This is a genomic window from Archangium violaceum (assembly GCF_016859125.1).
In the GTDB taxonomy this organism is placed as follows: Bacteria; Myxococcota; Myxococcia; order Myxococcales; family Myxococcaceae; genus Archangium; species Archangium violaceum_A.
The window spans coordinates 10,294,291-10,309,354 of sequence record NZ_CP069338.1; the positions used below are offsets into that span (position 1 = coordinate 10,294,291).

Below are 15,064 nucleotides of genomic sequence, written 5' to 3' on the forward strand. Positions count from 1 at the left end.
GCACGGCAGATGGACCTCGAGAGGCACCAGAACCTGCACACCATCATCATGCTGCGGGAAATCATCCGCAAGTGGTGGAGGGCGGAGCTCCACTTCGCGGACCGCAACGGAATGGTGATGGATTGGTTGAGAGGCGGAGATATTCCGCCGACTCCCAACGAGTGCTGCCGCCTCTCGCTCAACTCGCGGGAGGGGCTGCGGCGCTGCAACCAATCGGTGCGCCAGCTTCACGAACAATTCCGGGCGAACCGGCGCCTGCGCCGCGCGCTCACCCAGCCCTGCCATCTCCAGTTCAGCCTGGTGGGCGCGCCCCTCTACATCCGCGATGAGTACGAAGGTTTCCTGTTCGTGGAGGGCTTCCTGCGCGAGCCATTCTCGGAGCGGGAGCGCGAGGCGCTCAAGGCGCGGCTGCGCGAGTTGCAGCCGACGAGCCCGGAGGTGGATCGCGCGGTGGAGCGCCTGCCGGTGCTGGGCGACGACAACCTGGAGAAGCTCGCGGACCTGCTCGAGTACGGCGCCAACGAGATCGCCGCCTACGAGGCCGAGCGGACGCGCAAGGAGGAGCGCAGCCTCCAGTCGCTGTCGCAGGACAGCGAGAACTACCGCTTCGAGGACATCATCGGCCGCTCCGGACCGATGCAGGAGATCTTCAAGTTGCTCGAGAAGGTTTCCAACTCGGAGGCCACCGTCCTCATCAACGGCGAGTCGGGCACGGGCAAGGAGTTGGTGGCGCGCGCCATCCACGCCAACGGCCCGCGGCGGCACGGACCCTTCGTGGTGCAGAACTGCTCGGCCTTCAACGACAACCTGCTGGAGAGCGCGCTCTTCGGCCACATGCGCGGCTCCTTCACCGGCGCCATGCGCGACAAGAAGGGCCTCTTCGAGGTGGCCGACCGCGGCACCTTCTTCCTCGACGAGGTGGGGGACATGTCCCCCGCCCTGCAGGTGAAGCTGCTGCGCGTGCTGCAGGAGGGGACCTTCCTGCCCGTGGGTGGCACCGAGCCGCGCGAGGTGGACGTGCGCGTCATCGCCGCCACCCACAAGGACCTGGGCGAGATGGTCAAGCGCGGCGAGTTCCGCGAGGACCTCTACTACCGCATCAACGTCATCCGCGTGCACCTGCCCGCGCTGCGCGAGCGCCGGGACGATCTGCCCCTGCTGGTGGACCACTTCCTGCGCAAGCACCACCGCGAGGGCCAACGTGCCCGCGGCCTCGCCACCGAGGCCATGGCCCTGCTCAGCATGTACGCCTGGCCGGGCAACGTGCGCGAGCTGGAGAACGAAATCGAGCGACTTCTCGTGCTCGGCGGGGACCTGGAGTACCTACCCGCCGAGCTCATCTCCAGCCGCATCCGCGACGCGGTGACCCCCGGGGGCATCTCCGTGCTCACCGCCCGCGCCACCGGCAAGCTCCACGAGGCCGTGGAGACGCTGGAACGAGAGATGATCCACCAGGGTCTGTTGCGTACTGGCAACAACAAGAGCCGGCTGGCTCGCGAGCTTGGCATCAGCCGGTCCAACCTTATCTTGAAGATCGCCAAGTACGGCCTCGACAAGGGCCTCCCGCCCGATGCCGAGGCAGACGCGTGAGCGCATGAGCCACTATTTCCGGCAGGACTACCTCACCGTCCCCGATGGGGCGGCGCTGTACTACCAGGTGCAGGGCGAGGGCGAGCCGGGGATGGTGTTGTGCGACGGCCTGGGCTGCGACGGCTTCGTCTGGAAGTACCTGGCGCCCTATCTGGAGCAGCGCTACCGCGTGCTGCGCTGGCACTACCGGGGCCATGGCCGCTCGGGCCTTCCCCGGGATCGCGAGCGCATCGGAATGCTCTACACCTGCGACGATCTCAACCGGGTGATGGACGCCGCGGGCATCGACCAGGCCGTGCTCTTCGCCCACTCCATGGGCGTGCAGGTGGCGCTCGAGTTCCACCGCCGCTACGCCCACCGCGTGAAGGGGCTCGTCCTCATCTGCGGCAGCTACGGCAACCCGCTCGACACCTTCCACGACGCCAACTGGCTCAAGCGGCTCTTCCCCCTCATCCGCCTCACCGTGGAGCGCTTTCCCCAGCCCGTCGCCCGGCTCACCCGCGCCCTGCTGAGCACCGAGCTGGCCATGCAGGTGGCCCTCTCCGTGGAGCTCAACCGCTCGCTGCTCTCCAAGAGCGACCTCGTCCCCTACTTCACCCACCTGGCCAACATGGATCCGGTGGTCTTCGTGCGGACCCTGGAGTCCGCCTCCACCCACAGTGCGTGGGATCACCTGCCCCACGTGGACGTCCCCACCCTCATCATCGCGGGCGAGCGCGACAAGTTCACCCCGGCGTGGCTCTCGCGGCGCATGGCCGCCCACATCCCCGACGCCGAGTTCATGATGGTGCCCCAGGGCACCCACGCCGCCCCCCTCGAGCACCGCGACCTGGTGGAGCTCCGGGTGGAGCGCTTCCTGCGCGAGCACCTGCCCGCCTCCCCTCCGGCCCCCTACCGGGAGGACAGGCTCGGCGTGCCGGATGTCGTCTCTCCGCCCACCCGGTAGGCGGGGAAACAGGGCCTCGCCCCTTTCTGTGCCCGCAACGAAGGCGTGAATTCCGGGGAGCCGCCCGAGGCGTTGGGCCGGCCGCCCGTGCACCTTTCTTCCAGCCACGTTGCAGGTGGAAGACCCACGGCATATAAGCGCCCGCCCTCCGCGTTCCTGTGAGGTTCACACAGGGTCCCCTACGCGGGGCCTGGGCGCCTTTGCCCCCTTCACGATTTTCATCGCCGGTTCAAGCCCGGCACGCCTCGCCTAATGATTGCTCGAGAGAACATCCGCAACGTCGCCATCGTCGCTCACGTCGACCACGGCAAGACCACCCTCGTCGACCACATGCTCCGCCAGGCGGGCATCTTCCGCACCAATGAAGCCGTCACCGAGCGGGTGATGGACTCGAACGACCTCGAGCGCGAGAAGGGCATCACCATTCTCGCGAAGAACACCGCCGTCACCTACAAGGGCAAGCAGATCAACATCATCGACACCCCGGGCCACGCGGACTTCGGCGGTGAGGTGGAGCGCGGTCTGCGCCTGGTGGACGGAGTCATCCTCCTGGTCGACGCGGCCGAAGGTCCCCTGCCCCAGACGCGCTTCGTGCTCAGCAAGGCGCTGGGCATGGGCCTGAAGACGGTGCTCGTCATCAACAAGATCGACCGCCAGGACGCCCGCCCCAAGGAGATCCTGGATCAGGTCTACTCGCTCTACATCGACCTGGGCGCGGACGAGCACCAGCTCGAGTTCCCCGTGCTCTACACGATCGCCCGCCAGGGCCAGAGCTCGACCTCGCTGGAGCAGCCGGGCAAGAACCTGGAGCCGCTGTTCGAGGCCATCCTCTCGCACATCTCGCCTCCGCCGGCGCCGACCCAGGAGCAGTTGCAGCTGCTGGTGGCCAACCTGGACTATGACGACTACGTGGGCCGCCTCGCGGTGGGCCGCGTGCAGGCCGGCCGCCTCGCGCCGAACATGCCCGTGGCGGTGATGCGTGACGGTGGCAAGATCGAGCAGGGCAAGATCGTGAAGCTCTACGGCTTCCAGGGTCTCAAGCGCACGGAGATCGCGGACGCCGGCCCCGGAGAGATCGTCTCCATCGCGGGCATCGAGGCCATCTCCATCGGCGACACCATCGCCGACGTGGAGAAGCCGGTGGCGCTGCCGCGCATCACCGTGGACGAGCCCACGATGATGATGATCTTCAAGGTCAACGACGGGCCGCTGGCGGGCAAGGAGGGCAAGTACGTCACCAGCCGCAACCTGCGCGAGCGCCTGTACCGTGAGGCCTACCGGAACGTGTCCATCCGCGTGGAGGACACGGAGACGCCGGACGCCTTCCGCGTGGTGGGCCGTGGCGAGCTCCAGCTGGCGGTCATCATCGAGACGATGCGCCGCGAGGGCTACGAGCTGACGGCCTCCAACCCGGAGCCGGTGACGAAGACGATCGACGGCGTGCTGCACGAGCCGATGGAGCTGATGTTCTGCGACGTGCCCGAGGGCAGCGTGGGCGCGGTGACGGAGCGCCTGGGGCCTCGCAAGGGCCGCATGACGGACATGTCGCAGCTGGGCGGCGGGCGCACGCGCCTGGTGTTCCGCATTCCGGCGCGCGGCCTCATCGGCTTCCGCTCGGAGTTCCTCACCATCACGCGTGGTGAGGGCATCATGAGCAGCCAGTTCGACGGCTACGAGCCGTGGTTCGGCTACATCCCCAAGCGGGCCAACGGCGCGATCGTGTCGGACCGCCTGGGCGAGACGGTGCCCTACGCGCTCTTCAGCATCCAGGAGCGTGGCCACCTCTTCGTGGGTCCTGGCGTGACGATCTACGAGGGGATGATCATCGGCGAGCACGTGCACCCGTCGGAGCTGAACGTCAACGCGTGCCGCGAGAAGAAGCTGACGAACATCCGCGCCGCGGGCCGCGACGAGAACGTCATCCTCACGCCTCCGCGCGAGATGGGGTTGGAGAAGGCGCTCGAGTGGATCGCCGACGACGAGCTGGTGGAGGTGACGCCGAAGTCGGTGCGCATGCGCAAGAAGGCGCTGAGCTCGGGCGAGCGTTACCGGGCCGAGCGTGATCGCAAGCGCGAGGAGCGCGGCGAGGCGTAGTCCACCAACCAGCTGGGGAGAGGGAACCAACCCCCCTCTCCCTCCGGGAGAGGGCCGGGGTGAGGGTCTGTGGACCCCCATCCGCGGCCCTCTCGGCGTTCGAGGGACTGCCCCTGCGGAACGGCGACGATCCGGTTAGAAGAAGGGTTCGATGTCCAGCCGAGCCCGATTCCGGAGCCGCTTCCAGTTGCTCGCGGCCGTCCTCGTCACCGTGGTCCAGCTCCCAGCAGTGCTCTGGCTCTGTTGGCACACCCGCACGCCCGTGCCGGCGCTCGTGGCGGTGCTGGTCTCTCCACCGTACCTGCGCCAGCTCCACGCGCCCTGGGCGACCACGGAGCCCGCGCTCTCCACCTACCTGGCGCTGGGCTGGTGGGCGGCGTGCGCGGTGTTCGACGTGCTCATGATTCCCGCCGCGCTGGCGGTGCGGGCGGGCGTGCCCTTCGGGGCGGCCTGGGGCCTGGCCGGAGCCATCGCGCTGGTGATGGGGGTGGACACGGTGCTCGGCCGGCCGAGGCTGCGCCGACGGGTGGTGCGCATCGAGGGCCTGCCTCCAGAGTTGGACGGCTACCGCATCGGCCAGCTCTCCGACGTCCACTGCGGCCCGTACGCGTCCGAGAAACGGGTGACCTCGTGGGTGGCGCGCCTCAACACGCTCGATCTGGACCTGGTGACCGTCACGGGTGATCTGATCACCCACGGCTCATCACACGTGGAAGCGGTCGCTCGGGCGCTCGGCGGCTTGCGTGCGAGGGACGGCGCCTTCGCCTGCATGGGAAACCACGACTACTTCACGGACGGAGAGCACCTGGTGCGGCTGCTGAGGCGCAACGGCCTCACCGTGCTGCGCAACGAGGGAGAAGTCATCGAGCGGGGCGGTGCCCGCCTCTACGTCGCGGGCGTCGACGACACCTGGACCTCGCGCGATGACCTGGACCGGGCCCTGGCGGCGCGGCCGGAGGGAGCCCCGACGGTCCTGCTCGCGCATGATCCGGACCTCTTCCCGGAGGCGGAGGCCCGCGGGGTCGAGCTGACGCTCTCGGGCCACACCCATGGCGGCCAGCTCGGCGTCCCGGGCGTCCCCCGACTCTCGCTGGGGCGGTTCGTCACCGTCTGGGTGGCGGGGCTGTACCGGAAGGGCCGCTCGTGGCTCTATGTGAACCGCGGTGCTGGCACCACGGGCCCACCCGCGCGCCTGGGTGCTCCGGCGGAGCTGGCGGTCATCACCCTGCGTCGAGCCTGAGCACGGGATGCGGCTCGCCCGCGAAGGCCTCCATCGGCCGGAAGGCGCCCGGTCTTGCGCTTCCCACGCTGTGCTTGCCAGAGTCCCGCCCGTCCGCCTTCGAATGGAGGAGCCCTCTCGGTGAAAGTCGCTCATTCCCCCCTGCATGCCCGCCACGACGGTGGCAAGGAACTCCACCGTGGCGAGCTGGTGCCGTGCTTCGAGATGCCGGTGCGCGCCGACTACATCCTGAAGGCGCTGGAACGCGCGGGCTTCGACATGAGCGAGCCACGCCCGTTCGCGTACGAGTCGCTCCTGCGTGTCCACGACGCCCACTTCGTCGAGTTCCTGCGCACCGCCCACGACGAGTGGCGGGCGGCCGGCAAGGAAGGCTTCATGCTGCCGAGCGGCTTCCCCGCCCGGAGCCTGCGCCGTGACCACATCCCCTCCGGCATCAACGGCAAGATGGGCTACTACGCCTTCGACGCCAGCACGCCGATCGTCGAGGGCACGTGGGAGGCCGCGTTCGCCGCCGCCCGGTGCGCCCTGACCGCCGCGGCCTGGGTCACCGAGGGCGAAAAGAGCGCTTATGCCCTGTGCCGCCCGCCAGGACACCACGCGGGGCACGCCCTGTACGGCGGCTACTGCTTCCTCAACAACGCCGCGTTGGCGGCGCAGTACCTGCGCGATCACGGCTTCGCGCGGGTGGCGGTGCTGGACGTGGACTACCACCACGGCAACGGCACCCAGGACATCTTCTGGGAGCGTTCGGACGTGCTGTTCGTGTCCATCCACGGCTCCCCGGAGACCGAGTACCCCTACTTCCTCGGCTATGCGGACGAGCGCGGAGCAGGAGCGGGCGAGGGCTACACCCGCAACTTCCCGCTGCCCCGAGGCACCACCTGGAAGGAGTACAGCACCACCCTGTCCGCGGCGATGGATGTCATCGGCGGGTTCTCGCCCGACGCCCTGGTGGTGTCGCTCGGCGTCGATACCTACGAGAACGACCCGATCAGCGCCTTCAAGCTCGCCACCCCGCACTACCCGCTGATGGGGCAGCGCCTGGCCGAGCTGAAGCTGCCCACGGTGTTCGTGCAGGAAGGCGGTTACGCGGTGGACGACATCGGGACCAACGTCGCCGGAGTGCTGGAAGGCTTCCTGAGCAGGCGCTAAGAGACACTGATCATGGGACGCATTTTCGAAACCCGCAAGACCACGATGTTCGCCCGCTGGAACAAGATGGCGAAGATGTTCACGCGGATCAGCAAGGACATCGCCATCGCCGTGAAGGCCGGCGGCCCCAGCCCGGACAACAACCCGGCCCTCCGCCGAGCGCTGCAGAACGCCCGCGCCGCGAACATGCCGAAGGACAAGGTCGAGGCCGCCATCAAGCGCGCCAGCGGCCAGGACGCGAAGGACTACGACGTCGTCCTCTACGAGGGCTACGGGCCGCACGGCATCGCCATCCTCGTGGAGACCGCGACCGACAACGTGGTGCGGACCGTGGCCAACGTCCGCATGCACTTCAAGGACGGCGGCGGCAACCTGGGCACCACCGGCAGCGTCAACTACCTCTTCCAGCGCATGGGCGTCTTCCGCCTGGCGCCCGAGGGGTTGGACCTCGAGGCGCTCGAGCTGGACCTCATCGACCATGGGCTGCAGGAGATGGGGGAAGGCACCGGCGAGAAGGGCGAGAAGCAGATCATCATCCGCTGCGCCTTCAACGACTTCGGGCAGCTCCAGTCCGCCATCGAGGCCCGGGGGCTCACGCCCCTCTCCTCGGAGTCCGAGTACATCGCGCAGAACCTCATCGAGCTGCCCGAGGACAAGGCCAACGAGGTCCTCGAGGTCGTGGACGCGCTCGAGCAGGACGAGGACGTGCAGCGCGTCTTCCACAACCTCGGCTGAGGGGGCCGTACCGGGGGACGAACGGCCCCCTCACCCGGTAGGAAGCGGAATCAGATGGGCTGGGCGATGACTTCCAGCATCTTCTTCACGATTCCGCTCCGATCGGCGTGGGACGCGCCCTGCATCTCCCATTCGCCGATCTGGATCGCGCTCTCCACGATGAACTTGCAGCGCTCGTAACGCCGCTGCATGAAGCGCGACAGGAGCGCCTCCACCGGAGCGTCCTCCGCGAGGAGCTCCGAGAGCACCACGGCATCCTCGACGGCCATGCCCGCTCCCTGAGAGATGTGCGGCGTCATCGCATGGGCCGCATCGCCGATCAGCACCACCCTGCCCCGGTACCAGGACTCGGGAACGAAGATCACCTCCATGGGCTTGTAGACGACCTGCTTCGGGTCGGTGATCCGCTCTCGCAGCTGGCCGATGAGCCCGCCGAACTCCTTCAGGCGATCCCTCATGAGCTCCGCGAGCTGCTCCTCCGGCACTCTCGGGTTGCCAGGCTCCGAGGACGTCACGAACATGTACATCAGTTCCTGGGAGAGGGGGCAGAGCCCGGAGTTGTGATGGTGCCCGTAGTAGACCGCCAGATGGTCGAGCTCGGGTGGGCGCGGGAAGTTGTGGCGGAAGACGGCCTGTCCCGTGAAGCGCGGCTTCAGCTCCTTTCCAAAGACCATGCTCCGGACCTTGGAGTAGAGCCCGTCGGCACCCACGACGAGGTCGTACCGGCCCCGCGTGCCATCGGTGAACATGACCGACACGCCATCGGGGTCCTGCTCGAGGTGCTCGATGGTGAGGCCCAGGCGGATGGTGGTCCCCTTCTCCGCGGCCGTGGCGCTGAGCACCTGGTGGAGGGCGATCCGGGAGATGCCCAGGTTGGCCGGGTACTCCGGTCCCGCCGCGCGCTCCCCGGGCAGCATCCGCTGAAACACACCCTCCGCCGTGTAGTGGCCCATGCTCTCGTACGCGAACCCCGCGTCGAGAATGCGGTCGACCAGACCCAGCTGGGCCATGGCCCGGATGGCATTGCATTGCAGGATGATGCCGACACCGTAGACGGTCCACTCCTGCTTGACCTCGACGAGGTCGACCTCGATGCCACGGTTCCTCAGACCCGAGGCCAACGAGAGTCCGCCGATACCACCACCCACAATCAATACCTTGCGTACACGGGCCATTTCAGATGCCTCCTGTCGAGCAGGGCGTGTGCCCCCATTTGCTCGTCGAAGGCACCATGGCACTTCAGGGGGGCTGGGGCAGGACGAACAGCATCCTCACTCGGTGAGAATGCGTACGTCCGAGAAATTTCCGCCGCCCCTCGTCCTGGCGTGGAACGCGCCCAGGAAGATGAACGCCATCCGGCAGGAGCTCGCCTTCGCCCTCGAGCGCTGCGGGCGTGCTCATCGTCGCCCAGATCTCATGGAAGGCCAGCCCCGGAATCTCCTTCGCACGAATAACGACGGGAGGGGTACCGTCGGAAACCACGATCGACCTTCCCTGTGCATCATGACCGGTCACGACGCGACGAACGGGGAATGTCATTGGCAATTCCTTTCAAATGGGCTGGGCCGTGACATCCATCATCTTCTTCACGATCCCGGTCCGGTCGGCGTTGGACGCGCCCTGCATCTCCCAGTCACCGATCTGGATCGAGCTCTCCACGATGAACTTGCAGCGCTCGTAGCGCCGCCGCACGAAGCGGGACAGGAGCGCCTCCACGGGTGCGTCCTCCGCGAGGAGCTCCGAGAGCACCACGGCGTCCTCGATGGCCATGCCCGCCCCCTGCCCGAGGTGCGGCGTCGTCGCATGCACGGCATCACCAATCAACACCACCCTCCCCCGGTACCAGGGCTCGGGGACGAAGATCACCTCCATGGGCTTGTAGACGACCTGCTTCGGGTCGGTGATCCGCTCTCGCAGCTGGCCAATGAGCCCGCCGAACTCCTTCAGGCGATCCCTCATGAGCTCCGCGAGCCTGTCCTCCGGCATCCACGGGTTCCCGGGCTCCGAGGAGGTCACGAACAGATACATCAGATCGTTGGAGAGGGGGCAGAGCCCGGCGTTGTGATGACGCCCATAGAAGGCCGCCAGATGGTCGATCTCGGGCGCGCGCGGGAAGTTGTGGCGGAAGACGGCCTGTCCCGTGAAGCGTGGCTTCAGTTCCTTCCCGAAGACCATGGTCCGGACCTTGGAGAAGAGCCCGTCAGCACCCACCACGAGGTCGTACCGGCCCCGCGTGCCGTCGGTGAACGTCACCGACACGCCCTCGGGGTCTTGAGCCAGGTGCTCGACGGTGAGGCCCAGGCGGATGGAGGTCCCCCTCTCCGCGGCCGTGGAGCTGAGCACCTGATGGAGGGCCAGCCGGGAAATGCCCAGGTTGGCCGGGTACTCCGGCCCCGCCGCGCGCACTCCGGGCAACATCTGCAGAAGGTCACCCGCAGCCGTGTAGAGCCCTACATTCTCGTAGGCGAATCCCGCGCCGAGAAAGCGGTCGGCCAGCCCCAGCTGGGCCATGGCCCGGATGACGTTGCATTGCTGGATGATGCCGACGCCGTAGACCGTCCACTCCTGCTTGACCTCGACGAGGTCGACCTCGATGCCACGGTTCCGCAGGCCCGAAGCCAACGAGAGTCCGCCGATTCCACCACCCACAATCAAAACCTTGCGCACACTGGCCATCTTGGATGTCTCCTTGGCTCTTCAGGTTGACGACGAGGGCTCCAGGCCCAGCAGCTCGGCCGCATTGAGGCCGAGGATCCGCGCGCGCTCCGCGTCGCTCAGATCCGGCACGGCCTCCACCAGGGCCTGGACGTCATATGCACCCATGTCGAAGGGATAGTCGGTACCGATCACCACCTGGGAGGCCCCGACGATGTCGATGAGGCGCCTCAGGACCCCGGGATCATGGACGACGGTGTCGAACCAGATGCGCTTCAGGTACTCGGAAGGCTGGCATTTGATATGGCCAGCTTCGGGGCGGACCCGGAACGCGTGGTCGGAGCGGCCCAGGTAGTGCGGCAGGTAACCTCCCCCGTGAGCCGCGCAGAGCTTGAGCCCCGGGTACCGATCGAGCACCCCCCCGAAGATGAGGTGCGAGAGCGCCACCGTGGTCTCGACCGGCTGGCCCACGGTGTTGCACAGGTAGTAGCGGTCCAGGCGCGCCCCCAGCGACGTGCCCAACGGGTGCAGGAAGACGAGACAGCCGAGCTCTTCCGCCTTGGCCCAGACCGGCTCCAGGCTGCTGTCGGACAGCTCGAGCCCGTTCACGGCGGAGGACACCTCGACGCCTCGCAGCCCGAGGCGACGGACCGCGTGCTCCAGTTGCTCGACGGCGAGCCTGGGGTGCTGCAGGGCGAGCGTGCCGAGCCCGACGATGCGGCGCGGGTGGCCGTCCGCCAGGGCGGCGATGTGCTCGTTCTGGACCCGTACGACCTCGCGGGCGAGCTCCTCATCCGCCCAGTAGTAGTACTGGTTGGGTGAAGGGCTGACCACCTGGACGTCCACGCCCATGGCGTCCATGTCGCGCAGGCGGAGCTCGATCGACGTCAGCTTGGGCATCGCCTGGGGGAGCATGACGGTGGCGTTGTGCACCGTGGACGCCTCACCCTGGGCTCGGAGCTGGAGCTGAGGCTCCGCCTTCTTCTCTGGCCGGTCCGCGACCAGTCTCTCTACGTCAAGGCTCAGGGCATGGCAGTGGAGGTCCACCACGAGCCGCTTGCCGGTGCCAACGTTCGCCATGAGTCACCCCTCCTCTGCGATGCAGGGATTGCGCTGGGTGCCGAGCCCGGTGATGGAGCCCTCCAGGACATCGCCCGGGCGCAGGAAGCGGTTGTAGTGGGTGCCATTGCCAGCGGGAGAGCCCGTGCAGATCACGTCTCCCGGCAGCAACTGGACGTGGGACGAGATGAACTCGATGAGGCGCGCGACGTCGAAGATCATGTCGGCCGTGCTCTCGTCCTGCATCGTCTCGCCATTGAGCTTGAGCGTGACGCGCAGGTCCTGCGGGTTGCCCACGAAGGTGGCGGGAACGAGGTAGGGACCCATGGGCAGGAAGGTCGGCGAGCTCTTGCTGGCCATCCAATCCATCCCCATCTGCGGAACGTCCGGGCGGTAGACGAGCTCGCGGCTGGTGATGTCGTTCACGACCACATAGCCAGCGACGTAATCGAGCGCCTCCGCGCGGGGCACGCGCCGGGCTGGCCGGCCGATCACCACACCCAGCTCGAGCTCCCAGTCGGGCTGGCTCACGTCACGGGGCAACACGACGGAGTCATAGGGGCCCACCACCGCGGACGAGGCCTTGAAGAAGACGAACGGCTTTCCCTTCGCCGCGCGCTCGTCCATGAGCTTCTCACCGTAGGCCCGACGCTCCTCCGCGGACATCTTCTCCGTGAAATGGCTCTTCTGGTCGATGATGAGATCGACGACGTGCTTGCGGTAGTTCGCCCCGGAGCAATAGATCTGCCGCGGCTGAGGAACCGGTGCTTGGACTTGCAGCCTGACGGCAGGAACCAGGAGCGAGGCCACCCGAGGCGCCCCACCCGTGCGGATCAGCTCCGCGATCCGGCTCAGCGTCGCGAAGTTGCGCGGCCACTCCTGGAGGAGCTCCTGGACGGAGGCGGCGCCAACGAGTGGCTGACCGAGACTGGCGGCAAGTGGCGCGAGCGCCTCGAGCGCGACGACCTGTTCGTCAATGACAAGGCCGGGGAAGGAGGGACTTCCCGCAGCCGCGAATGTACCAATTGAAAAGCGAGCCTTGTCGCCCATTGTCATTCCTCCACATGTCAGTTGAAACGGATTGGGTCAGCCGTCGATCACGGCATGGACGTGGTCGGCGGAATCCAGCAGCAGGGGCACGCGGGTCAGTGCCTGCCCCAGGCAGGGTCCGAGTGTGCAGACGCCGGTGGCGATATCGAACTGCGCGCCGTGGGCATGGCAGACGATGCGGCTGCCGTCCCGGTTGAGGTAGGCGTCCTTGCGCCAGGCCATGGCCGTGCCAGCCTGGTGCGGACAGTCATTGCGCCAGGCGTGCAGGTCGCGGCCCTTGCGCACCACCAGCAAGGTGTCGCTACCGGTCCCCAGCGGATCGAAGCCGCGTGACTGCCCATCGGGCAGTTCGTCGAGCCGGCACAGGAAGACCGTGCGACTCATGGCCGGAGGTGTCAGTGCTTACCGGGAGCGCCGGCCGGCGGTGGACCACCCGGTGCCCACCTGGCGCGGTGCTGGAACAGGAACAGCTGCGAGGCATCCGCGCTCATCGGCGCTTCGCGTGCGGTCCAGCTCTGATCGTGCTGGTCCATGTCGGCGTCGTACTCCACATGGCAGCCGAGCGGGCTGTTGAAGTACCAGAACCAGTTGGAGCCGAACCGGTGCCGGCCCGGGCCCCAGAAAGACTGGTAACCCTTGTCGACGAAGCGGGTGCCGGCCAGCATCACCTCCGTCGGGCCGCCCATGTGGAACGTGAAGTGCTCGACGCCCTTCATGTGCGGCGGGGTCTGGATCATGAACAGCGTGTGGTGGTCGCTCGTGCCGGCCGGACGCAGGAACGGGCCCACGCCGGTGAAGCGGTCGGTGCAGACGAAACCGAGGCGCTGGACGTAGAAGGCCTCGGCCTTGGCGGCGTCGGGAACGAAATACACCACGTGCGACAAGGTACGCGGCAGGGCCTCGCGAGTCGGGTCCACACCGAGCGCGTTCACCGGGCGCTGCGCGGCACTGCCGGGGGCGTTGACGGTTTCGCCGGCCAGCGCCAGCGGTCGCCGCACCGTGACCTGGAAGGCCAGGGCGAAGCCCAGATCGTCCACCGTGTGCAGGCGGGCATGGGCATCACGGCGCACCTCGCGGTCACGGCCGAGCTCGTTGGCAATGCTCTCCAGGGTAGCGCTATCTGCCACGCCGTAGACGGTTTCGCGCAGTTGGTTGGCGGTGCCCATGGCGGGCGGCAGACTGGGGTCGTCGCGATGCTTGATGACAATGTGCGTGCCGTCGAGGGCCTCGAAGCGGCCGCCCTGCTCGTTCACGTCCACGCCGCGCAGGCCGTAGTCCAGCAGGTACTGGCTGCAGGCGGCCACGTCGTCGACGCCGAAGACCAGTGCATCGGGTCCAATGATGTTCATGAGAGGTTTCCTTGTCGATGAAGGGGTGGATCAGGCCGTGCGGCCGCCCAGGGTTTCGCCAGCGGAGCTCAGCCGGCCGGCGCGCTCGTCGTCCGCCGCCAGCGCGCTCTCGAGCGCGAGATCGACCGACAGATTCCAGACGTAGTTCTTGGGGAAGTATCGAAACATGGCGGGTCCTGAGCACTACTTAAGAATGTCCGAGATATCGGAGAAGCCGTATTTTCCAATACGATGTATCGGTCCCGTCGATGCATGATGGAGCCATGAGGTTCCAGAACCTGGACTTGAACCTGCTGGTGGCTCTCGACGTCCTGCTCGAGGAGCGGAATGTCTCTCGGGCGGCTGCCCGGTTGCATTTGAGCCAATCGGCCATGAGCGGCGCGCTCGGGCGGCTGCGTGAGTTCTTCGGTGACGAGCTCCTGGTGCAGGTCGGGCGCCAGATGGTTCCGACCCCCCGGGCGGAGAGCCTTGCTCACCAGGTCCGGGACATCTTGTTGCGCATCCAGTCCGCGGTCGAGGCGAAGCCCAGCTTCGACCCGGCGTCGGCCCGGCGCACGTTCAGGATCGTCACCTCCGATTACATCACGGAGGTGTTGCTCGCGGACGTGGTGCGTCGGCTCAAGCGGGTGGCACCAGGAATTTCGCTGGAGCTCATTCCCCCTGGAACATCCACGAGCGAATGCCTCCAACGGGGGGAGCTCGACTTCGTCATCACACCCGACACGCACATGCTGGACCTCCATCCCAAGGAAATCCTCTTCGAGGAGACCTACTGCTGCGTCGTCTGGACGGGCAATACCCGGGTCGGCGATGCCCTATCGCTCGAGCAGTACCTGGAGTCGGGGCATATCGGCGTCGCGCTCAGCAGACAGGCTCCGTCCGCCGATCAGGGGTTTCTGGAGCGCTTCGGGCACGAGCGCCGGATCGAGGTGACCGTCCCCAGCTTCTGCTCCGTGCCCCACCTGCTCGTCGGCACGGACCTGGTCGCGACGATGCACTCCCGCCTGGCCAGGCTCTATGCGCGACTCCTGCCGCTGCGCATCCTGCCATTGCCGATCGAATTCCCCACCCTGATCGAGATGGTTCAGTGGAGCCGCTATTTCGAGAGCGACCCCGGCCTGCTCTGGATGCGAGAGCTCTTCCAGGCATGCGTGGCCGAGCAGGAATCCCGCCAGGGACCCTGAAACACCCCTG

General features: G+C 67.3%; 14 protein-coding genes. 7 read left to right on the top strand and 7 right to left on the bottom strand.

From position 1 onward, the window contains the following. Positions 1–9: 9 nt before the first annotated feature. The 6 genes from JQX13_RS43460 to JQX13_RS43485 all read left to right on the top strand — a co-directional run bounded on the left by JQX13_RS43460 (position 10) and on the right by JQX13_RS43485 (position 7,757). Positions 10–1,590, top strand: a complete 1,581-nt coding sequence (locus JQX13_RS43460) for a sigma 54-interacting transcriptional regulator (protein ID WP_203412485.1) — start codon at positions 10–12, stop codon at positions 1,588–1,590. A 4-nt stretch (positions 1,591–1,594) separates the two neighbouring features. Then, positions 1,595–2,536, top strand: a complete 942-nt coding sequence (locus JQX13_RS43465; RefSeq protein ID WP_203405285.1) for an alpha/beta fold hydrolase — start codon at positions 1,595–1,597, stop codon at positions 2,534–2,536. A gap of 252 nt (positions 2,537–2,788) precedes the next feature. Then, positions 2,789–4,630 carry a translational GTPase TypA gene (typA, locus tag JQX13_RS43470; protein ID WP_203405286.1) on the top strand — a complete coding sequence of 614 codons (1,842 nt, stop codon included), beginning with the start codon at positions 2,789–2,791 and terminating at the stop codon, positions 4,628–4,630. Positions 4,631–4,781: 151 nt separating this feature from the next. Continuing rightward, a complete protein-coding gene (locus tag JQX13_RS43475) occupies positions 4,782–5,870 on the top strand; it encodes a metallophosphoesterase (RefSeq protein ID WP_203405287.1) in 1,089 nt (362 codons plus the stop codon). 120 nt (positions 5,871–5,990) lie between these two features. Beyond that, positions 5,991–7,022, top strand: coding sequence for a histone deacetylase family protein (locus JQX13_RS43480; RefSeq protein WP_203405288.1), 1,032 nt, complete (start codon positions 5,991–5,993; stop codon positions 7,020–7,022). Between the two features lie 12 nt (positions 7,023–7,034). Further along, positions 7,035–7,757, top strand: a complete 723-nt coding sequence (locus tag JQX13_RS43485; protein WP_203405289.1) for a YebC/PmpR family DNA-binding transcriptional regulator — start codon at positions 7,035–7,037, stop codon at positions 7,755–7,757. A 50-nt stretch (positions 7,758–7,807) separates the two neighbouring features. On the opposite strand, the gene JQX13_RS43490 is transcribed toward JQX13_RS43485, so the two are convergent. The 7 genes from JQX13_RS43490 to JQX13_RS43520 all read right to left on the bottom strand — a co-directional run bounded on the left by JQX13_RS43490 (position 7,808) and on the right by JQX13_RS43520 (position 14,038). Further along, on the bottom strand, positions 7,808–8,932 hold the full coding sequence (locus tag JQX13_RS43490) for an FAD-dependent oxidoreductase (RefSeq protein ID WP_203405290.1): 1,125 nt from the start codon (positions 8,930–8,932) through the stop codon (positions 7,808–7,810). A 376-nt stretch (positions 8,933–9,308) separates the two neighbouring features. Then, a complete protein-coding gene (locus JQX13_RS43495; protein WP_203405291.1) occupies positions 9,309–10,433 on the bottom strand; it encodes an FAD-dependent oxidoreductase in 1,125 nt (374 codons plus the stop codon). 21 nt (positions 10,434–10,454) lie between these two features. After that, positions 10,455–11,492 carry an amidohydrolase family protein gene (locus JQX13_RS43500; RefSeq protein WP_203405292.1) on the bottom strand — a complete coding sequence of 346 codons (1,038 nt, stop codon included), beginning with the start codon at positions 11,490–11,492 and terminating at the stop codon, positions 10,455–10,457. A gap of 3 nt (positions 11,493–11,495) precedes the next feature. Next, the gene (locus JQX13_RS43505) at positions 11,496–12,521 is read right to left on the bottom strand and encodes a fumarylacetoacetate hydrolase family protein (RefSeq protein ID WP_203405293.1); all 1,026 of its coding nucleotides are present in this window, start codon (positions 12,519–12,521) and stop codon (positions 11,496–11,498) included. Positions 12,522–12,557: 36 nt separating this feature from the next. Further along, the gene (locus JQX13_RS43510) at positions 12,558–12,905 is read right to left on the bottom strand and encodes a Rieske (2Fe-2S) protein (RefSeq protein ID WP_203405294.1); all 348 of its coding nucleotides are present in this window, start codon (positions 12,903–12,905) and stop codon (positions 12,558–12,560) included. A gap of 11 nt (positions 12,906–12,916) precedes the next feature. Beyond that, positions 12,917–13,870, bottom strand: coding sequence for a VOC family protein (locus tag JQX13_RS43515; protein ID WP_203405295.1), 954 nt, complete (start codon positions 13,868–13,870; stop codon positions 12,917–12,919). A 30-nt stretch (positions 13,871–13,900) separates the two neighbouring features. Then, the gene (locus JQX13_RS43520; protein WP_203405296.1) at positions 13,901–14,038 is read right to left on the bottom strand and encodes a hypothetical protein; all 138 of its coding nucleotides are present in this window, start codon (positions 14,036–14,038) and stop codon (positions 13,901–13,903) included. A gap of 95 nt (positions 14,039–14,133) precedes the next feature. Here JQX13_RS43520 and JQX13_RS43525 point away from each other — a divergent pair, with 95 nt between their 5' ends. Further along, complete coding sequence (locus tag JQX13_RS43525) at positions 14,134–15,054, top strand: LysR family transcriptional regulator (protein ID WP_203405297.1); 921 nt, start codon at positions 14,134–14,136, stop codon at positions 15,052–15,054. Positions 15,055–15,064: the final 10 nt, after the last annotated feature.

What these genes read in the sequence shown, in the direction of transcription:
- JQX13_RS43460 (WP_203412485.1), top strand. Translation starts at nt 10, where the DNA reads ATGGACCTCGAGAGGCACCAGAACCTGCACACCATCATCATGCTGCGG.
- JQX13_RS43465 (WP_203405285.1), top strand. Translation starts at nt 1,595, where the DNA reads ATGAGCCACTATTTCCGGCAGGACTACCTCACCGTCCCCGATGGGGCG.
- typA (WP_203405286.1), top strand. Translation starts at nt 2,789, where the DNA reads ATGATTGCTCGAGAGAACATCCGCAACGTCGCCATCGTCGCTCACGTC.
- JQX13_RS43475 (WP_203405287.1), top strand. Translation starts at nt 4,782, where the DNA reads ATGTCCAGCCGAGCCCGATTCCGGAGCCGCTTCCAGTTGCTCGCGGCC.
- JQX13_RS43485 (WP_203405289.1), top strand. Translation starts at nt 7,035, where the DNA reads ATGGGACGCATTTTCGAAACCCGCAAGACCACGATGTTCGCCCGCTGG.
- JQX13_RS43490 (WP_203405290.1), bottom strand. Translation starts at nt 8,932, where the DNA reads ATGGCCCGTGTACGCAAGGTATTGATTGTGGGTGGTGGTATCGGCGGA.
- JQX13_RS43495 (WP_203405291.1), bottom strand. Translation starts at nt 10,433, where the DNA reads ATGGCCAGTGTGCGCAAGGTTTTGATTGTGGGTGGTGGAATCGGCGGA.
- JQX13_RS43500 (WP_203405292.1), bottom strand. Translation starts at nt 11,492, where the DNA reads ATGGCGAACGTTGGCACCGGCAAGCGGCTCGTGGTGGACCTCCACTGC.
- JQX13_RS43505 (WP_203405293.1), bottom strand. Translation starts at nt 12,521, where the DNA reads ATGGGCGACAAGGCTCGCTTTTCAATTGGTACATTCGCGGCTGCGGGA.
- JQX13_RS43510 (WP_203405294.1), bottom strand. Translation starts at nt 12,905, where the DNA reads ATGAGTCGCACGGTCTTCCTGTGCCGGCTCGACGAACTGCCCGATGGG.
- JQX13_RS43515 (WP_203405295.1), bottom strand. Translation starts at nt 13,870, where the DNA reads ATGAACATCATTGGACCCGATGCACTGGTCTTCGGCGTCGACGACGTG.
- JQX13_RS43520 (WP_203405296.1), bottom strand. Translation starts at nt 14,038, where the DNA reads ATGTTTCGATACTTCCCCAAGAACTACGTCTGGAATCTGTCGGTCGAT.
- JQX13_RS43525 (WP_203405297.1), top strand. Translation starts at nt 14,134, where the DNA reads ATGAGGTTCCAGAACCTGGACTTGAACCTGCTGGTGGCTCTCGACGTC.